Source organism: Agrobacterium sp. CGMCC 11546 (assembly GCF_013365515.1).
In the GTDB taxonomy this organism is placed as follows: domain Bacteria; phylum Pseudomonadota; class Alphaproteobacteria; order Rhizobiales; family Rhizobiaceae; genus Agrobacterium; species Agrobacterium fabrum.
The window spans coordinates 1,773,072-1,789,315 of record NZ_CP047387.1; the positions used below are offsets into that span (position 1 = coordinate 1,773,072).

At 57.0% G+C, this 16,244-nt stretch carries 19 protein-coding genes and 1 tRNA gene; 10 read left to right on the forward strand and 10 right to left on the reverse strand.

From position 1 onward, the window contains the following. Window positions 1-118: 118 nt before the first annotated feature. From nusG to tuf, 5 genes are all read right to left on the reverse strand, one after another. Complete coding sequence (gene nusG, locus GSF67_RS08965) at window positions 119-649, reverse strand: transcription termination/antitermination protein NusG (RefSeq protein WP_006316434.1); 531 nt, start codon at window positions 647-649, stop codon at window positions 119-121. A 44-nt stretch (window positions 650-693) separates the two neighbouring features. Beyond that, window positions 694-894 carry a preprotein translocase subunit SecE gene (gene secE / locus GSF67_RS08970; protein WP_003523719.1) on the reverse strand — a complete coding sequence of 67 codons (201 nt, stop codon included), beginning with the start codon at window positions 892-894 and terminating at the stop codon, window positions 694-696. Window positions 895-1,076: 182 nt separating this feature from the next. Then, window positions 1,077-1,152 (reverse strand) — tRNA-Trp (locus GSF67_RS08975). A gap of 127 nt (window positions 1,153-1,279) precedes the next feature. Then, the gene (locus GSF67_RS08980) at window positions 1,280-2,173 is read right to left on the reverse strand and encodes an NAD(P)-dependent oxidoreductase (RefSeq protein ID WP_006316432.1); all 894 of its coding nucleotides are present in this window, start codon (window positions 2,171-2,173) and stop codon (window positions 1,280-1,282) included. 142 nt (window positions 2,174-2,315) lie between these two features. Continuing rightward, window positions 2,316-3,491 carry an elongation factor Tu gene (gene tuf / locus GSF67_RS08985; protein WP_010971964.1) on the reverse strand — a complete coding sequence of 392 codons (1,176 nt, stop codon included), beginning with the start codon at window positions 3,489-3,491 and terminating at the stop codon, window positions 2,316-2,318. Window positions 3,492-3,894: 403 nt separating this feature from the next. Here tuf and GSF67_RS08990 point away from each other — a divergent pair, with 403 nt between their 5' ends. After that, window positions 3,895-4,527 (forward strand): TerC family protein, encoded by a 633-nt coding sequence (locus tag GSF67_RS08990; RefSeq protein WP_006316431.1) that lies wholly within the window; start codon window positions 3,895-3,897, stop codon window positions 4,525-4,527. A 468-nt stretch (window positions 4,528-4,995) separates the two neighbouring features. On the opposite strand, the gene GSF67_RS08995 is transcribed toward GSF67_RS08990, so the two are convergent. Together GSF67_RS08995 and GSF67_RS09000 are read right to left on the reverse strand one after the other, a co-directional pair. Continuing rightward, window positions 4,996-5,364, reverse strand: a complete 369-nt coding sequence (locus tag GSF67_RS08995; RefSeq protein ID WP_006316428.1) for an MliC family protein — start codon at window positions 5,362-5,364, stop codon at window positions 4,996-4,998. A gap of 622 nt (window positions 5,365-5,986) precedes the next feature. Continuing rightward, on the reverse strand, window positions 5,987-6,436 hold the full coding sequence (locus GSF67_RS09000) for a hypothetical protein (RefSeq protein WP_006316427.1): 450 nt from the start codon (window positions 6,434-6,436) through the stop codon (window positions 5,987-5,989). A gap of 321 nt (window positions 6,437-6,757) precedes the next feature. Between GSF67_RS09000 and GSF67_RS09005 the strand changes: the two genes are divergently transcribed. Both GSF67_RS09005 and GSF67_RS09010 read left to right on the forward strand, forming a co-directional pair. After that, entirely contained in the window at window positions 6,758-7,084 is a 327-nt protein-coding gene (locus GSF67_RS09005) for a BA14K family protein (protein ID WP_006316426.1), read from the forward strand. Window positions 7,085-7,214: 130 nt separating this feature from the next. Next, window positions 7,215-7,409 (forward strand): hypothetical protein, encoded by a 195-nt coding sequence (locus tag GSF67_RS09010; protein ID WP_035216845.1) that lies wholly within the window; start codon window positions 7,215-7,217, stop codon window positions 7,407-7,409. Between the two features lie 49 nt (window positions 7,410-7,458). On the opposite strand, the gene GSF67_RS09015 is transcribed toward GSF67_RS09010, so the two are convergent. Both GSF67_RS09015 and GSF67_RS09020 read right to left on the reverse strand, forming a co-directional pair. Further along, window positions 7,459-8,484: a cyclopropane-fatty-acyl-phospholipid synthase family protein gene (locus tag GSF67_RS09015; protein WP_006316417.1), complete on the reverse strand. Its 1,026-nt coding sequence runs from the start codon at window positions 8,482-8,484 to the stop codon at window positions 7,459-7,461. Continuing rightward, complete coding sequence (locus tag GSF67_RS09020; RefSeq protein ID WP_006316416.1) at window positions 8,481-9,269, reverse strand: DUF1295 domain-containing protein; 789 nt, start codon at window positions 9,267-9,269, stop codon at window positions 8,481-8,483. Before GSF67_RS09020 ends, GSF67_RS09015 begins: the two co-directional genes overlap by 4 nt. Before the next feature lie 189 nt (window positions 9,270-9,458). On the opposite strand from GSF67_RS09020, the gene GSF67_RS09025 reads away from it, so the two are divergent. The 7 genes from GSF67_RS09025 to GSF67_RS09055 all read left to right on the forward strand — a co-directional run bounded on the left by GSF67_RS09025 (window position 9,459) and on the right by GSF67_RS09055 (window position 15,118). Further along, the gene (locus tag GSF67_RS09025) at window positions 9,459-10,832 is read left to right on the forward strand and encodes an NAD(P)/FAD-dependent oxidoreductase (RefSeq protein ID WP_006316415.1); all 1,374 of its coding nucleotides are present in this window, start codon (window positions 9,459-9,461) and stop codon (window positions 10,830-10,832) included. Beyond that, window positions 10,829-11,647, forward strand: a complete 819-nt coding sequence (locus tag GSF67_RS09030; protein WP_006316414.1) for a DUF1365 domain-containing protein — start codon at window positions 10,829-10,831, stop codon at window positions 11,645-11,647. Before GSF67_RS09025 ends, GSF67_RS09030 begins: the two co-directional genes overlap by 4 nt. Beyond that, complete coding sequence (locus GSF67_RS09035) at window positions 11,634-12,866, forward strand: cyclopropane-fatty-acyl-phospholipid synthase family protein (protein WP_006316413.1); 1,233 nt, start codon at window positions 11,634-11,636, stop codon at window positions 12,864-12,866. Before GSF67_RS09030 ends, GSF67_RS09035 begins: the two co-directional genes overlap by 14 nt. Window positions 12,867-12,893: 27 nt before the next feature. Next, complete coding sequence (locus GSF67_RS09040; protein ID WP_006316412.1) at window positions 12,894-13,271, forward strand: DUF2147 domain-containing protein; 378 nt, start codon at window positions 12,894-12,896, stop codon at window positions 13,269-13,271. Between the two features lie 40 nt (window positions 13,272-13,311). After that, the gene (locus GSF67_RS09045; protein WP_006316411.1) at window positions 13,312-13,743 is read left to right on the forward strand and encodes a DUF2177 family protein; all 432 of its coding nucleotides are present in this window, start codon (window positions 13,312-13,314) and stop codon (window positions 13,741-13,743) included. A gap of 125 nt (window positions 13,744-13,868) precedes the next feature. Beyond that, entirely contained in the window at window positions 13,869-14,411 is a 543-nt protein-coding gene (locus GSF67_RS09050) for a sigma-70 family RNA polymerase sigma factor (RefSeq protein WP_006316410.1), read from the forward strand. Continuing rightward, a complete protein-coding gene (locus tag GSF67_RS09055) occupies window positions 14,408-15,118 on the forward strand; it encodes an anti-sigma factor domain-containing protein (RefSeq protein WP_035216843.1) in 711 nt (236 codons plus the stop codon). Before GSF67_RS09050 ends, GSF67_RS09055 begins: the two co-directional genes overlap by 4 nt. 84 nt (window positions 15,119-15,202) lie before the next feature. Here the strand turns inward: GSF67_RS09055 and GSF67_RS09060 are convergent, their stop codons facing one another. Then, on the reverse strand, window positions 15,203-16,243 hold the full coding sequence (locus GSF67_RS09060) for a sensor histidine kinase (protein WP_006316408.1): 1,041 nt from the start codon (window positions 16,241-16,243) through the stop codon (window positions 15,203-15,205). Window position 16,244 lies beyond the last annotated feature (1 nt).

A 16,244-nucleotide genomic window follows, 5' to 3' on the forward strand; every position in this document is an offset into this window, starting at 1 on the left:
TTACCCGGCTTCTCTTCGAGCCGGATCGCTCCGGCGGCTGCGGTTGCGTGGTGCGGCGCCCTGCCCCGGCTTAAAGAGCCAGTTAGCCTTCCACGCGTTTAGGGCTTCGCCCCTCCAATCAGACCTTCTCGACCTGATTGTATTCCAGCTCGACCGGCGTAGCGCGGCCGAAAATCGAAACTTCCACCTTCAGGCGCGAACGCTCTTCATCGACATCCTGCACCACGCCGTTGAACGACGCGAACGGACCGTCGGAGACGCGAACCTGCTCGCCGATTTCGAACGATACCGAAGACTTCGGACGCTCGACACCTTCCTGAACCTGGCCGAGGATGCGATCGGCTTCATAATCCGGGATCGGAACAGGCTTGCTGTCCGAACCGAGGAAACCGGTGACCTTCGGCGTGTTCTTGATGAGGTGATAGGCCTCATCCGTCAGGTTGGCGCGCACCAGCACGTAACCCGGAAAGAACTTGCGCTCGCTATCGACCTTGCGGCCGCGACGCACCTCGACCACCTTTTCGGTCGGCACGAGGATTTTCTCGAAAAGATGACTCAGACCCTTCTGACGGGCCTTTTCCTCGATCGACTCAGCGACCTTCTTTTCGAAATTCGAATATGCGTGAACGATGTACCAGCGCGCTGCCATTTTATTCTCCGTTCGATCCTTCTACCGGGCCTTTGACCGTGCCGTTACCGGCCGACGTTCAACACCAGGCTAAGCAGCCAGCCAATGAGCTGGTCCGCAGCAAAGAAGAACAGAGCCGCAAAAATGACCATCACCAGCACCATAGCCGTCGAAATCATGGTCTCGCGGCGCGACGGCCAAGTGATCTTTGACGCTTCGGCGCGAACCTGCTGCAGAAACGTAAACGGATTAGTTTTGGATGCCATTGACTGCCCACGCAATTACGGCACGTAAAGCCGAACTAATCAGCCCCACGCACCGCGTGTCTGTTTTGACCTACATAAACACCGATTCCACTTTTAACAAGAGGAAATCGACATTCGGCGAAATTCGCCGGAAATCCGGCCCCATCTGCCATGCAGCGAAAACCGCGCTTGCGAATGGAAAGTGGCAGGGGCAGTAAGGCTCGAACTTACGACCTGCGGTTTTGGAGACCGCCGCTCTACCAACTGAGCTATACCCCTTAAACACCGGAACCGGCCGCGAAAATCGCTTGGCCAATTCGGTATGCGCTCCTTTAAGACGCCGGGAAAAGAATGGCAAGTGTGTTTTTTGTTTTTTCCACTCTGGTCCCCAAAAAGCCCTCACCTCTCAGGGTTTGACGTATTTGCGCCAGTCGTGCTCTTCCCTGAAACCCAGCACGTCGCGGATCTTGCGGTTCGAAATCAATCCCTCATGGTCTCCGATCTCGCGCCGGAAAACCACATTGGGGAAATAGGTCTGAGCAAGCACGCGTGTGGGAACAGTCGCCGTAGCCGTATCATTGACCGCGTTGAAGACCTGATAGCCCAGGCCGCTCTTTTCGATGCACAGATGGCAGATCTGGCCGAGGTCGCGTGCGTCGATGTAACCCCAGGCGTTGCGTTTGCGCGTCTCGGGACGGGCGAAAAAGCCCGGAAATTTCTCATATTCATGGGGTTCGATGACATTGCCGATTCGAAGCGCGTAAATGTCGCATCCGCTTCGTTCGGCAAACGCCCGCGCCGTCTTTTCATTGACAACCTTGGAGAGGCCGTAGGAATCCATCGGATCGACGTCATAATCCTCCTCAAGCGGGAAATGATGGAAATCCTTCTCACCCTCGGCAAAACAAACGCCGTAGGTGGTCTCGCTCGATGCGATCACGATCTTGCGGATGCCAAGCTTCACGGCTGCCTCGATAACGTTATAGGTGCCCATCGTATTGATGCGGAACGTCTCGTTGTCCGGCTTGATCAGGATGCGCGGAACCGCGGCAAAATGGATCACCGCATCGTAAGGCAACACACCCTTCCCGCTTTCAAGTTCCGAGAAGTCCCGATGCATGGCCAGGGCGTTAAAGACCTGCCCGCTATCGGTGATATCGACGATGAGATTGGTAACACCCGGCTTGTCGAGCGGGACAAGATCGATGTTGTGGACCTCGTAACCCCTGTCGATGAGCCACGGGATCACATGCCTGCCAGCCTTGCCGGAACCGCCGGTAAATAGAATGCGCTTTTTCATGATACTCCTCATCATCTCCCCAGCAATGAAGTAGCAGCCCGGGCCGAAGAGCGAAAGCCACCCCTCTTCCAAGCCCCAATACAAAACAAAAAACCCCGCTGTTTCCAGCGGGGTTTCCTTCAAGCCGTTTCAGGCCTGAAAATTACTCGACGATCGAAGCAACGATGCCGGCGCCGACGGTACGGCCGCCTTCGCGGATAGCGAAGCGCAGCTTTTCTTCCATCGCGATCGGAACGATCAGCTCGACTTCAACAGTGACGTTGTCGCCAGGCATAACCATTTCCGTGCCTTCAGGAAGCGAAACGATACCGGTAACGTCAGTCGTACGGAAGTAGAACTGCGGGCGGTAGTTCGTGAAGAACGGCGTATGACGGCCGCCTTCTTCCTTCGTCAGGATGTAGGCTTCTGCCATGAACTTCTTGTGCGGCTTGACCGAACCCGGCTTGCACAGGATCTGACCACGCTCGACGCCGTCACGGGTAACGCCGCGAACGAGTGCACCGATGTTGTCCCCGGCCTGGCCCTGGTCGAGCAGCTTGCGGAACATTTCAACGCCGGTAACAGTCGTCTTCGAGGTCGGACGAATGCCGACGATTTCGACTTCTTCACCAACCTTGACGATACCGCGCTCAACGCGACCCGTCACAACCGTACCACGACCCGAGATCGAGAACACGTCTTCGATCGGCATCAGGAACGGCTGGTCGATCGGACGCTCAGGCGTCGGGATGTAGGCGTCAACAGCAGCCATCAGCTCGCGGATCGCGTCTTCACCGATCTTCTTGTCAGAATCTTCAAGAGCAGCAAGTGCCGAACCCTTGATGATCGGGATATCGTCGCCCGGGAAGTCGTAGGACGACAGAAGTTCGCGAACTTCAAGCTCGACGAGCTCGAGAAGCTCGGCGTCGTCAACCTGGTCGACCTTGTTGAGGAACACGACGATGGCCGGAACGCCAACCTGACGGGCAAGCAGGATGTGCTCGCGGGTCTGCGGCATCGGGCCGTCGGCAGCCGAGCAAACCAGGATCGCGCCGTCCATCTGGGCAGCACCGGTGATCATGTTCTTCACGTAGTCGGCGTGGCCGGGGCAGTCAACGTGGGCGTAGTGACGCGCAGGCGTCTCATACTCAACGTGCGCCGTCGAAATCGTGATACCACGAGCCTTTTCTTCAGGAGCGGCGTCGATTTGGTCATACGCCTTGAACTCGCCGAAATACTTCGTGATCGCAGCAGTCAACGACGTCTTGCCGTGGTCGACGTGACCGATCGTGCCAATGTTGACGTGCGGCTTATTGCGCTCAAACTTGCTCTTTGCCATGTGAATTGCTTCCTGTGAACGTGAAGTCGATTTCCCGGCGAACCGGTTTGGTGTCGCCGTTTAAGGCTTTGTAAGCGAATGCGCAAGACTTAATTGTGAAAGCGTCCTGACGCGCGCTCCAAGCGTGCCCCGAGCCGCGTATATGGTATATGTTTTGCGACATTTAAACCCCTGGAGAGGGTGTGTCGGGGTAGGCCCGACGACCCCTCTCCCCAAGCATTGCCGATCACTAATTGAGATATTTGCATCACAACTTCTTTACCGGCACCAGCATGATGGCTTAAGGACATTCCATCGCCGGGGGAGACGGTCGATTGGAACGAAACGCAGGGCACGCCGCCCGAGCTCTATATCGATCCTTCGCTTTCCCCCGTGTCCTTATTATCCGTTTCAGGACCATTCCATGGAAATCTTCACAGCCGCCGGCTTCACGGCATTCTTACAGGTCATTGCGATCGATCTCGTTCTGGCGGGCGACAACGCCATCGTCATTGGCCTTGCCGCCGCGGGTCTTCCCGCCCATCTTCGCCGCAAGGCCATTCTGGTCGGCATCATTGCCGCCACGGTTCTGCGCATTGGTTTTGCCGCAGTCACCGTGCAGCTCCTCGCCATCGTCGGCCTGCAACTGTTCGGCGGCCTGCTGCTCGCCTGGGTGTGCTGGAAGATGTGGACGGAACTGCGCGAGGCGGCAGGCTCCATCGAAGACGAGGTGACGGACGAAGAGGCCGACCTGACCAAGGGCCACAAGACCTTCTTCCAGGCCGCTACCCAGATCGTCATCGCCGACGTCTCGATGTCGCTGGACAATGTGCTTGCCGTCGCCGGGGCCGCGCAGGAACATGTGACGGTGCTGATCATCGGCCTCATCGTTTCGATCGCGCTGATGGGTCTCGCCGCCAACTTCGTCGCCAAGCTGCTGCACCGTTATCGCTGGATTTCCTATCTCGGCCTCATCGTCATCATCTATGTGGCGCTCAACATGCTGTATCACGGCACGCTAGAGGTTCTGCCCTATATCCAGTCCTATCTCGGCTGAGACCGCCAGCAGCAATGCTTCCCGAAAAGGCCCGGAAACACCAGTTTCCGGGCCTTTTTCATGACGCGCGCCCGTTGGATCAGCACCTCCTGCCGCCGCACTCACAAAGGGCGGGAATCAATCGCAGCACTTGCTGCAACATCATGATCAAACAGGGAAATCGTGATTTTTCGCCGATGGATTCTGCCAATTGAGGTCAGCCACAGGCAAGCCTAGGGAGCTAGGCAATAAGTCATAATAATAAAAAGAAAGGTAGAGCTGCCAATGGCTTATGACTGGAGCGGCGGGCGTACCCGCCGCCTTCGCCGGATGAAGCTTGGCGTTGTCGCCAGCTCTCTAATCCTGCTGGCGCTTCTTGCGTCGCTCGTTCTTGGCTGAACGCGCCGCACTCCCACGCTGACCGGCGGCATGGCAAGGTTTTCAGAAACCGCCCTGCCGCCGCTCCTTCAAGGGGAATATCTCCGGCGATCAGGACTTCTTGACGTCCACGCAGTGAACCGGCCTCTTCATGTCCGGATCGGCCATCAGATCATAGAGATCGGCTTCGTCACCCTTCGACCACCAAACATAAACGCCGCCCTGATATTTGACGCCCGACCCGGAAATGACATTTGCAGCGACGGTGACACCATCTTTCAGCCCCAGCCGCACGAGGCTGACATCGCCGGCATTAAAATAGACGGCTTCCACCCGGTCGGCAGCACATTGATAGGTGGTCTCCACCTTCTCGACCGCCGTGTCTTTCGGAAGCGGAATCACAAGGTCTTCCGCCACAGCGCCGGTAGCAATCGATAAAGCAAAGGCGGCAGCACATGGTGCGGCAACGGTTATTTTCATGACGACCCTTTCCTGATTGTACCGAACCATAGGGACACGGCGGCAAAGCCGAAATGAGGCGGCCGCCCGTCACAGGTCAGATTTTTGCGGATACGCGGCGGAAGTATCGTCAGAGTTGGTTACAGCATCCGTATCGCAGCATTCTCACCGCGGCCCGCAAGCTGCGGCGCAATTATCGAAACAGCCAATAGACAACGCCGAGTATCACCGTCCACATCAGCAGCGATATGGCCAGCACGGTGAGATAATTTCGAAATCGTCTGGTCATCCGCCCACATTGCCGACCAGCCGCATCGGACAGCCGCTGTCGTTTAAATTGCTGGATGCGGATCGAGCCGCAGGATCAACTCTTTCTATCAAGAGACTGAATCCTAACCCATTCGCAGATTTTACCCGCCCGAAAACGGGGTTGCCCATGCCGTGGTTTCCGGCCCACAAGAAACCCGCTCATCCGCGATCAGCTCCTGATTACGGATGAGCAAGATATCCTCATGTTCAAGCTATGCCGGCAAAACCTCATGCGCGAATAATCGCAGCCGATTCGGCACATGCGTTAGCCAAGGCCGTTTCGGAAACGCAGCGATGCCGGAGCAACGACCATTGGCCGCCGCTCCTGCCCGTCTCAGCTCTTGAGAGCGGTATTGCAGAGGCTCCAGTAGCCGCCGCCCTTCTGGATCCATTTCAGATCACCGAGCGTGCCGTCATTCTTGTTCTTGTGATAGGAGTCGACGCAGGTCTTCAGGCGGGCCTTTCCGGGCGTCTCGCTTGAATATTTCTTATCGACAGCACTCGGAAAAGCGACCCCCTTTGGGGCCTTTATCGTCGCTTTTGCGGGTTCTTTTTCGGTGGTGGCCGCGACCTGCTTGTCATCGGCGGCATCTTCAGCGGCTGCGTCACTGCCACAGAACTTTGCGCGATAGTCGTTCCACTTGACATCCTTGGCGGACCCGTCGGCTTTCGCGGCCTGATATTTCACGCTGCACTCCTTCATGGTGAGTGCGGCTGCGGGGGAGACAAACGCCGCCGATGCCAGCAGCGCAAATGATGAGAGAATGACAACCCTGTTAAACATTGAAGACTCCCGGTTGCATGATTGCCGGCCGACTATCCGACCGGATTTTCCACTTGTCAACGAGCAGTGCGGTAAGGAAAAAAGTCCGATTGACGGCAAACGACATGCGCTCACCTGGCGCGTCATATTTATCCAGACGACGCCCTCACGCCGTCGCCATCAGCGCCCTCTGTCAGCCACCTGTGACAACACGGGTTCTATCGTCGCGAGCGCGATAGGCGCTCGCCTTGAGAATCACGTATTCGTGTGCGGTCAACCCTTCTTCGGAACGAATTTCCTAAGTTTTCGTTAGCATCTCGAACGAATAACGAGGATTTATCGATGTTGAGGATGCCGAAGACCATCTCCGCGCTCGCTCTTGGCGTCGCGATATCTACCGCCGCCACCGTGCCTGCCCACGCGCTGAGCCTTATACAACCGGCCTATCAGCAGCAGGAACAGGCAGACAACACAAATGGCCGCGCTAATTCCGCATCCGCCTTTGCTGCGGGTAAGGGTGAAGAAGCTACCGCCAACGGTTATGCCCTGTCACAGACCGAAATCAACCACGTCAAATGGTGTGCAGCGCGATACGCCTCATACCATCCGACAGATAATAGTTTTATGGCAGCGGCAGGCGCGCGGGAGCAGTGTCGCTCTCCCCATTGATCGATTTGCCAATAAACCGGCCGCGGCATGCGGTGCCGCAGCCGATAGGATAAAATTTACCTTAAATTCTAATGATTTGAACCTTTATTCGCAGAGGCCGTTGAAAAGCATGCCAATGGGACATGCAAACATGCTGTGGAATATTGAAAAACTTGAACAGGAGCGCATCGACCTGATCGAGGTCATCGCAGCCCTGCGTCACCTGGAACGTGTTGCCACAGAAGATCGCTCCTCGATCTTTGAGAAGATCACGGCGCATATGGTGCGTCTGAGTGAACTCGACGCGGAAAAGCAACGAATACACTCAGTTCTCGAGGTTGGTTGAAGCGGGTCGGAACCCGGCCCGTTCGCGAGCCGTCCGTTCCCTTCACGGTTCAGGTCGGCGCCAGAAGGTAGTGCCCTACACCCCAGACCTCGCCACCCTGATGCCCGAAAAGTCCGGCGGTTGCGAGGAAAAAAAGTCGCCAGCGACGTTCCCACAGTCGCGCGTCGTTCCCATAAACGCGCTTCAAGATCGGCCGGATACGGTCGATCTCCCGGTCAAAATTCGCCAGCCAATCAAGAGCTGTCCGTCGGTAATGTAGACCGGACCATCGCCAATCCTGTTCCACGGTGAAAATCTCCCCAAAACGATGAGGCAGATCGAAAGCGGGCATGATGCCGCCGGTAAAGAAATGCTGCGCGATCCAGTCGGCCGGATTATTGTGGTCAAAGCGGTAGGATCGGTCACGGTGATTGAAGACGTGAAGGAAGAACCTGCCTTCCGGCTGCAGCCAGGAACGGACGCGCTCAAACAGGCTCTGCCAGTTCGACATGTGCTCGAACATTTCCACCGAGACGACACGATCGAAACGATTGGCGGTCGTGAAATCATTCATGTCGACGGTCACCACCGAAAGGTTGGAAAAGCCCCGCTCCCGGGCGCAGCCGATGATGTAGTCGCGCTGCGATGCGGAATTCGAAACCGACGTGATCCGGGCGTTGGGAAAACAGCCTGCCATATAGAGCGAGAGCGAGCCCCACCCACAGCCGAGTTCGAGGATATCCATGCCATCGAGCAGCCCCGCATGGGCCACAGTCTCGGAGAGCGCCGTAGTCTCGGCTTCATCGAGCGTCGTCGTGGCATCGGGATAATAACAGCAGGAATATTTGCGCTGCGATCCGAGAGCGAGCGAAAAGAATTCGGCTGGGACTTCATAGTGTTGTCTGTTTGCATCGTCCGTATGGCTGGCGATGGGAAACTGCGCCATATCCTTTGCAAAGGCCAATTCGGCATCATCGGGAGTATTTGCAAGCCGCCGTTTCGTTCGTGCGCAGAGCATATCTATACCAGCCAGCGTGACGCCGTCATTGAGCGGTGCGCGTTCTGCGGCATTGATGGCGAAGGCAAGCATGTTCATGGCGTTTCCTCGTTCTTGCGCGGCCCCGGAAAGAAGGCGTTGACGCGGCGTTGCAGGGCGCGGAATTTCTCTCCGCGCGATTTCAGCATGTGCTCTTCAAGCGGCGGAATGCCGGAGACGTGGACGAGCAGCCAGTACATCATGACGGGTGCGGCGAGCGACGCCCAGGACAAGACCTGTTCCTGAATGGCAAGCAGCGGGAAACTGCACCAGAAAAGCCATTCGAAGAAATAATTGGGATGGCGGGAATAACGCCAGAGGCCGGTTTCGCAGACACCCGTCTTCGCTTCCGGCGTTCTCCGGAATTTTGAAAGCTGGGCATCCGAGAGCGCTTCACCGGCCAGTGCGGTCAAAGCGACCACCGTGGCGAAAACATCGATGACACGCGGGAAAACCTGGCCGTTGCCGGCAGCGAGATAAACCGCGAGAACGAGAATGAAGGCGGCGATGGCCTGTATCTGGAGGAAGATGAAAAGTCTGAGAGAGGCGGCCCTCCCCCACTCCTCGATCAGCTTGGCATAACGGGGATCTTCTCCACCGCCTCGCGTGCGCATGCCGATGTGACCGGCAAGCCGCAACGACCAGACCACGACAAGGAAAAATACGACCGCACGCCGCCAGCCATCTCCTTCCGCGAATAAAACAGCCAGAACGCCGCCAAGCCCGACACTCGCCGACCAGACGGTATCGATCCAGCCGCTCGAACCGGTTGCTCTCTGCAGCGCCCACGCGCCTGCCATAAGAAGCGACATGAGAATGGCAAGCGTCAGTATCACAGACAACATCACTACTTCGCTCACCGTTTGAACAGATGGAGACCGGGTTTCGTGATGGCATATACGATCGAACCGGCAAAAGAGTTTCAGGTTTCGGAAAAGATTCTAAAAAACACCGGACCCCTGAAACTTATCCGACTCCTGCCTCGTATCTGCGCTGTCCCACGACAAATTTCTGTAATGCGATAGCGAGGATAGATGACCGACAAGGAAGCGAGACAAAAAGATAGCCGGCGCCGCATCGCAATTGTCGGAACGGGTATTTCCGGTCTGTCGGCAGCCTGGCTTTTGTCGAAACGGCACGATGTCACGGTATTCGAAGCGGCCGATCGCGTCGGGGGCCACAGCAACACGGTGCGATTCGATACGGATAATGGACCGGTTCATGTCGACACCGGGTTTATCGTCTATAATGAGTGGACCTACCCCAATCTCACCGCGCTTTTCAAAACGCTGGACGTACCGACCGCGGCCTCGAACATGTCTTTCGCCATCTCCTTGGACAATGGCGACTTTGAATATTCCGGCGGAACCGGGCTTGGCCTGCTGGCGCAGAAGAGAAATGTGCTCAGACCACGTTTCTGGGCGATGCTGGCGGATCTCCTCCGGTTTTACCGCAATGCCCCCCGCGACCTGCATTTGATGGGCAATATATCGCTCGACGAATATCTCACACACAACCGGTACGGATCGGCGTTCCGCGACGATCATCTTTACCCCATGGCGGCAGCCATATGGTCCACGCCTGCGATGGAGGTCGGCCGTTATCCCGCAGCGCATTTCATCAAATTCTGCCGCAATCACGGCCTGCTCTTGCTGCGCAATCGGCCGGTCTGGCGTACCGTTGTCGGTGGCTCACGCGAATATGTAAAACGCATTACGGCACCGTTTGCCGAACGAATTCGCCTCTCGACACCGGTGACGCGCATTCGCCGCCTGCCGCACGGCGTCGAACTCACCATGGCTGACGGAAAAACTGCCCGCTTCGATGACGTGGTGATCGCAACCCATGCAGATCAGGCGCTGGACATGCTCGTGGACGCTTCGCCCGCGGAGCAGCGCATCCTCAGAGCCTTTGGCTATACGAAAAACCGCGCCGTGCTTCACACGGACAGCAGTTTCATGCCACGTCGCCGCGCCGCCTGGTCAAGCTGGAACTATCTGGCCGATACGCACATTGAAGCGGGCCAGCCAAGCATCACCTACTGGATGAACAGGCTTCAGCCGTTGGGCGAAATCCCGGATATTTTCGTAACGCTGAACCCGGTCCGGGAACCGGATCAAGGAAAGATCATCGCCGAAGAAACCTATCACCATCCCGTTTTTGACGCCGGCACCGAACGGATGCGTCAGGAACTTTGGGCTCTGCAGGGCCTGCGAAACAGCTGGTTCTGCGGCGCTTATTTCGGATCGGGTTTTCACGAGGACGGGCTTCAGGCCGGCCTTGCGGTCGCCGAAGATTTAGGCGGGGTGACACGGCCCTGGGAGGTTGCCGACGATAGCAGCCGGATCATTCGCCTGAATTTGAAAACAATTGCGACGGACACGGAACTCATGGAGGCGACAGCATGACACCTCCCCTCACGTCAGCGCTTTTTCCGGGCCATGTGACCCATGCACGCTTCAAGCCGAAAACCCACAAACTGGCCTACCGGATCTATTCGCTGCTTCTCGATCTCGATGAGCTGGAGACGCTCGACCGGAACCTGCGTTTTTTTTCCGTAGACCGGTTCAACCTGTTTTCATTTCATCGCAGGGACCGTGGCGACGGCAGCGCGATTGGCTTGCGCCGACAGATAGAGACGGCGATGACGGCGGCGGGTATCGCCGTGGATGGAGGGCCTATTCGCCTTCTCACCATGCCGCGCCTGCTCGGCTGGGCTTTCAACCCTCTCAGCGTATTCTTCTGTTACGGACGCGACATGTCGTTGAAAGCCATCCTCTGGGAGGTGGATAACACTTTCGGGCAACGGCATTCCTATCTGATCCCGGTGGAAATCGGCAAAGAGACCGAGATCGTCCAGCGATGCGACAAGGCTTTTTATGTCTCGCCCTTCATGGACATGGACCTCCGTTATGTTTTTCGCGTCGTCCCGCCAGGTGACAGGCTTAAGATTGTCATCGAAACTTTCGACGATGACGGCATCGTCCTCACCGCCCGGCACCTTGGCCGGCGTGTCGAACTCACCGATGGCGCGCTTTTGAAAGCCTTCGCGACGATCCCCTTCCTGACGCTGAAAGTCGTTCTCGGCATTCACTGGGAAGCCCTTAAAATCTGGCTGAAGGGCGTGCGGCTCAAAAAACGTCCGCTACCGCCCGCCGAGCCTGTCTCTTTCGTTCATCCTTCATCGTCGCAAATCGAGGCCAGAATTCATGACCCCGTTTGAAAATCTCTCGGAACTACCTGCACAGAACACGCGCTTCAACGGTCGTGCTGGCATGGGCACATGGCTCATCAACCGGCTGCTGAACAATATCGAGCGCGGACGCCTGCGTGTAACCCTTCCCGGCGGTGGAACCATCGAAAAATCGGGGCATCAGGAAGGTAGCGAGGCCATTCTCGTTCTGCACAACTGGCGGGCCATCCGCAGGGTGCTCGTCAATGGCGATATCGGCTTCGCGGAAGGCTTCATCGAAAATGACTGGTCTACGCCTGATCTGACGGCACTCATCCGTTTCGCCGCTCAGAATCAAGATGCATTCGCAAGGTCGACGCGCGGCAGCCTGCCAATGCGCCTCATCAACCGCATGGCACATGCTCTGAACGCCAATACCAGACGCGGCAGCCGCCGTAATATCGAAGCACATTACGATCTCGGCAACGAGTTCTACCGGCAATGGCTGGATCCCTCGATGCTCTATTCCTCGGCGATTTTCGACGACACCACGCCCACCCTCGAAGCCGCACAACGAAAGAAACTCGAGCGTATTGCCGAGAAGCTGCAGCTAACCGGAAATAACAGCGTACTCGAAATCGGCTGCGGCTGGGGTGCACTCGCCATCCACCTCGCCACGCAACAGAATGCCGATGTGACCGGCATCACCCTTTCCCCCTCCCAGTTGCGCTGGGCAGAAAATGCAGCAGAGAAAGAAAGTAAGGCTGGCCGGATCGATCTTCGGCTGCAGGATTACCGCGACGTGCAGGGTCAATTCGACAATATCGTCTCGGTGGAGATGTTTGAGGCCGTCGGCGAATCCTATTGGCCAAGCTATTTCGAAACGCTGAAACGCTGCCTGAAACCCGGCGGCCGTGCGGTGCTGCAAATCATCTCCATTGACGAAAGCCGCTTCGATACCTATCGGCGCAAGGCTGACTTCATTCAGAAATACGTCTTCCCGGGCGGTTTCCTGCCATCCGATTCAGCGCTTGAAAAAGCCGTCGGACAAGCCGGCCTGAAACTCACGGAGACGGAGCTTTTCGGACAGTCCTATGCGCTCACACTGGCAGAATGGCGCCAGCGTTTCCACGCCCGGTGGCAAACGATTTCCCTGCTAGGCTTCGATGAACGCTTCCGGCGGCTTTGGGATTATTACCTCTGCTACTGCGAAGCGGGTTTTGCCGAGGGAACCATAAATGTCGGCCTGTACACGATAGAACACGGATGAGGCGGGGCGAACAAGCGGAGAAAGACGATGATAATCAGTATATTGGCAATTGTATCCGCCCTCCTCCCGACGCTGGTGGGCCTCAGTGCGGCAGCAGGCGAAATCGACGGTAACTGGGCGCGCGGCGACGGCAAGGCGAAAGTGCTGATCGCTCCCTGCGGCGAGAAAATATGTGCGACGAACACATGGATCAAACCCGGCACCGCAAAAGAAAAGACCGGCGACCGCCTGATCATGGATATCAAACAGAGCGAGGCGGGCAGTTATTCCGGCACCGCCTTCGACCCGCAACGGGACAAATCCTACAAGATAACAGTAACGGTCGCGGGCAATAACATGACCACGAAAGGCTGCATCGTCGCCGGCCTGCTATGCAAGGGCATAAGCTGGACCAGGATCGACTAGCGCTCGCCGCTTTCTCAATGCCTCGTAAAGGAAAACACTGATGAAGACCTATCTTGTCGCCTATTTCTTCACTCTCGTTGCCTTTCTGGTAATCGATTTCATCTGGCTGAGTACCATGGCGTCGCGACTTTATCGGCCGGCCATCGGCGATCTTCTGGCGGATAATTTCCGCCTTGCCCCGGCGATCGTCTTTTATCTGATCTACGCCGCCGGCCTCACTTTTCTCGCCGTGCGCCCGGCTCTGATTTCGGGCGAATGGACCACGGCTCTGCTTTATGGCGCTGCGGTCGGCTTCATGGCCTATGCCACCTATGACCTCACCAATCAGGCGACGTTGAAGAACTGGTCCACCACCCTGACTGTTGCCGATCTACTGTGGGGAACCTTCGTGTCCGCGGCAGCAGCCGTCATCGGTTATCTCGTCACGGTGCGCCTCGTCGGCCCGCTTGAAAACTCGGCGGGCCTGTCATGACACTTGTCATAACCTGCGGCTTGCACTCGACGCTAAAAGGGCGCGTCTATAGCGAAGACCCCAAGCATCTCTTGTCTTCCTCCGAAAGACGACCCTATAAAGAAAGGATAGCAAGGAAGGTTCGAATGCAGGGCACAGAGATCGCAACGCTTATCAACCGCGTCGGCATGGGTGATCGTTCGGCATTCGTCTCGCTTTACCAGGCTACAAGTCCGAAGCTTTTTGCGATCTGCCTGAAAATCCTGCGGGACAGAACGGAGGCCGAAGAGGCGCTGCAGGAAATCTATATCAAGGTCTGGCAGCGCGCCCGAACATTTGCCGTGAGTGCCGGCAAACCGGCGACATGGCTTGCCACCATCGCCCGCAACCACGCGATAGACACCATCCGTGCGCGTAAGCCCGCAAGCGATGACATCGACGAGGCCTATGATCTTGTCGACGAGAGCATCCGTGATCCGGAGCAGCAGGTCGTTCTGGTGGATGAAGGCCGCAGGATTGATGACTGCATGCGGGAACTTGAGACTGTACATGCACAGGCAGTACGTCGTGCCTATGTCGAAGGTTTGAGCTATCTTGAACTCTCCGATGAATTGCGCGTACCGCTGAACACGGTCAGAACCTGGCTGCGGCGCAGTCTTCTCAAACTCAGAGAGTGCATGCAGCGATGACAACGGGCGACCAGAGCGGCGGAATGCACGCGCGCGATGAAATCCTCGCCGGCGAATATGTGCTGGGCGTTCTGTCGCTCGAAAAGCGTCGCGAGGTGGAAAGGCGCATTCAGGACGAGGAAGCCTTCGCGCAACTCGTGCGGCGCTGGGAAGCGGAATTCTCCGACTTCAACGCCGAATATCTGGAACAGACGCCGAGCCCGACCGTCCTCGCCCGCATCGAAGAGCGCCTGTTTGGCAGCAGGGCTGTCAATACCAATGGCAGTCTCTGGAACTCCGCGTCCTTCTGGCGCTGGATATCAGTGGCCACCAGCGCAACCGCCGTGGCTGCCGTCGTTTATGCTGCCTTCCCCGACCAATGGCAGGGCACCACGCCGCTTGTGGCCGAACTCGCGACAACCGACAGCCAGGTCAATCTTCTCGCTTCCTATGATTCGGAATCGGGAAGAATGCACATCGTGCCCGTCGCAACCGGCAAGACGGACGAAAAATCATTGGAATTGTGGCTGGTCATGGATGGCGGCAAGACACGCTCGCTTGGCGTTTTCCAGCCCGGCACGAACGGCGACCTCATCATTCCCGCCGACATGCGCGGCAACATAACGGATGGTACGACCTTCGCGATCAGCGTGGAACCCTTTGGAGGCTCGCCGACGGGTCAGGCAACCGGCCCGGTCATCGCTGTCGGCACCGCACGGCATTTGTGAGGTTTCAAACCGGTTTTAGCATCACTTGAGAGAAGCTTATGCGCCGCTCATCATTGGTGCTGGTAAAGGCGGGAAAATCAATCCTTACCGCTTCTCATGCCATATCATCGCAAAACGCGTTCCCTGCCTTAGCTCGGGATGCGTATGGGTCTGCTCGACACGGGCACCGATATTCTGCGCCATCGCCATGATCAACTTGGTACCAAGGCCGGTGCCGCGGGGTGTCGACTCGGGCTGAACGCCAACCCCGTCATCCTCGACGACGAGGACAAATTGCCCGTTTTCTTCAGAGAGATTGACGCGAACCACGCCGGTCTGGTCGGGATAGGCGTATTTCAGCGCATTGGTCAGAAGCTCGGTAATGATGACACCAAGCGCAACGGCATGATCCGCCTTGAGATCGATTTCGCAAAGCGACGTCTCGACCGTGACGGAAGAAGAGCCGGGCACCGCCTGAAACAGGTCGCCGATGATGGAAGTCAGATAGGAGTTCAGAGATACGAGACCGACATTGGCAGTATTATAAAGACTGCGATGCACGCCGGCGATGGCTGAAATCCTGCTTTGCGTTTCCAACAAAGCGGTTTCCGCTTCCTGCGATTTCACGGTGTTTATTTGCAGGCGGATCATGGCCGACACCAGCGAGAGGCTGTTGGCGACACGATGGTTCATCTCTTTCACCATCATTTCCGCGTGCTCTTTGGCCTTTACCAGCAAACGGTCGGCCTCTTCCTTCGTCTGGCGCAGGCGATGGTTTTCCAATGCCTGCTCGATAGCCGTGAGCAGAAGCGGAAAGAAATCGTCCCCGACATTCTTGATGACGTAATCGGCAGCACCCGCCTTGAGTGCGTCTATGGCGATCTGGGCCTCGTTGGATCCCGTCACATAGAGAACCGGCGCCCTTGCCGGTATCGTCTGGATTGCGGCGAGAAATTCCATGCCCGTCGCAGTCTGGAAATAGTGGTCGAGAACGACCACATCGAACTGCCCGTTTTGAAAAAGCTCGAGGCCGGAAGCAACGGAGGTGGCGTGAACCACCTCCATACCGTGACGACCAAGAACGCGGCTGGAAAGCCGCGCCAGAGCCGGGTCGTCGTCGACATACAAAACGCGCAAAGCCATCATG

Coding starts and splice junctions, on each gene's coding strand:
- GSF67_RS09020 (WP_006316416.1), bottom strand. CDS start 9,269: ATGTTGTCTGTGATACTGACGCTTGCCATTCTCATGTCGCTTCTTATG.
- GSF67_RS09005 (WP_006316426.1), top strand. CDS start 6,758: ATGTTGAGGATGCCGAAGACCATCTCCGCGCTCGCTCTTGGCGTCGCG.
- GSF67_RS09015 (WP_006316417.1), bottom strand. CDS start 8,484: ATGAACATGCTTGCCTTCGCCATCAATGCCGCAGAACGCGCACCGCTC.
- GSF67_RS08980 (WP_006316432.1), bottom strand. CDS start 2,173: ATGAAAAAGCGCATTCTATTTACCGGCGGTTCCGGCAAGGCTGGCAGG.
- GSF67_RS08995 (WP_006316428.1), bottom strand. CDS start 5,364: ATGAAAATAACCGTTGCCGCACCATGTGCTGCCGCCTTTGCTTTATCG.
- secE (WP_003523719.1), bottom strand. CDS start 894: ATGGCATCCAAAACTAATCCGTTTACGTTTCTGCAGCAGGTTCGCGCC.
- GSF67_RS09045 (WP_006316411.1), top strand. CDS start 13,312: ATGAAGACCTATCTTGTCGCCTATTTCTTCACTCTCGTTGCCTTTCTG.
- GSF67_RS09060 (WP_006316408.1), bottom strand. CDS start 16,243: ATGATGGCTTTGCGCGTTTTGTATGTCGACGACGACCCGGCTCTGGCG.
- GSF67_RS09040 (WP_006316412.1), top strand. CDS start 12,894: ATGATAATCAGTATATTGGCAATTGTATCCGCCCTCCTCCCGACGCTG.
- GSF67_RS09010 (WP_035216845.1), top strand. CDS start 7,215: ATGCTGTGGAATATTGAAAAACTTGAACAGGAGCGCATCGACCTGATC.
- nusG (WP_006316434.1), bottom strand. CDS start 649: ATGGCAGCGCGCTGGTACATCGTTCACGCATATTCGAATTTCGAAAAG.
- GSF67_RS09050 (WP_006316410.1), top strand. CDS start 13,869: ATGCAGGGCACAGAGATCGCAACGCTTATCAACCGCGTCGGCATGGGT.
- GSF67_RS09030 (WP_006316414.1), top strand. CDS start 10,829: ATGACACCTCCCCTCACGTCAGCGCTTTTTCCGGGCCATGTGACCCAT.
- GSF67_RS09025 (WP_006316415.1), top strand. CDS start 9,459: ATGACCGACAAGGAAGCGAGACAAAAAGATAGCCGGCGCCGCATCGCA.
- GSF67_RS08990 (WP_006316431.1), top strand. CDS start 3,895: ATGGAAATCTTCACAGCCGCCGGCTTCACGGCATTCTTACAGGTCATT.
- GSF67_RS09035 (WP_006316413.1), top strand. CDS start 11,634: ATGACCCCGTTTGAAAATCTCTCGGAACTACCTGCACAGAACACGCGC.
- GSF67_RS09000 (WP_006316427.1), bottom strand. CDS start 6,436: ATGTTTAACAGGGTTGTCATTCTCTCATCATTTGCGCTGCTGGCATCG.
- tuf (WP_010971964.1), bottom strand. CDS start 3,491: ATGGCAAAGAGCAAGTTTGAGCGCAATAAGCCGCACGTCAACATTGGC.
- GSF67_RS09055 (WP_035216843.1), top strand. CDS start 14,408: ATGACAACGGGCGACCAGAGCGGCGGAATGCACGCGCGCGATGAAATC.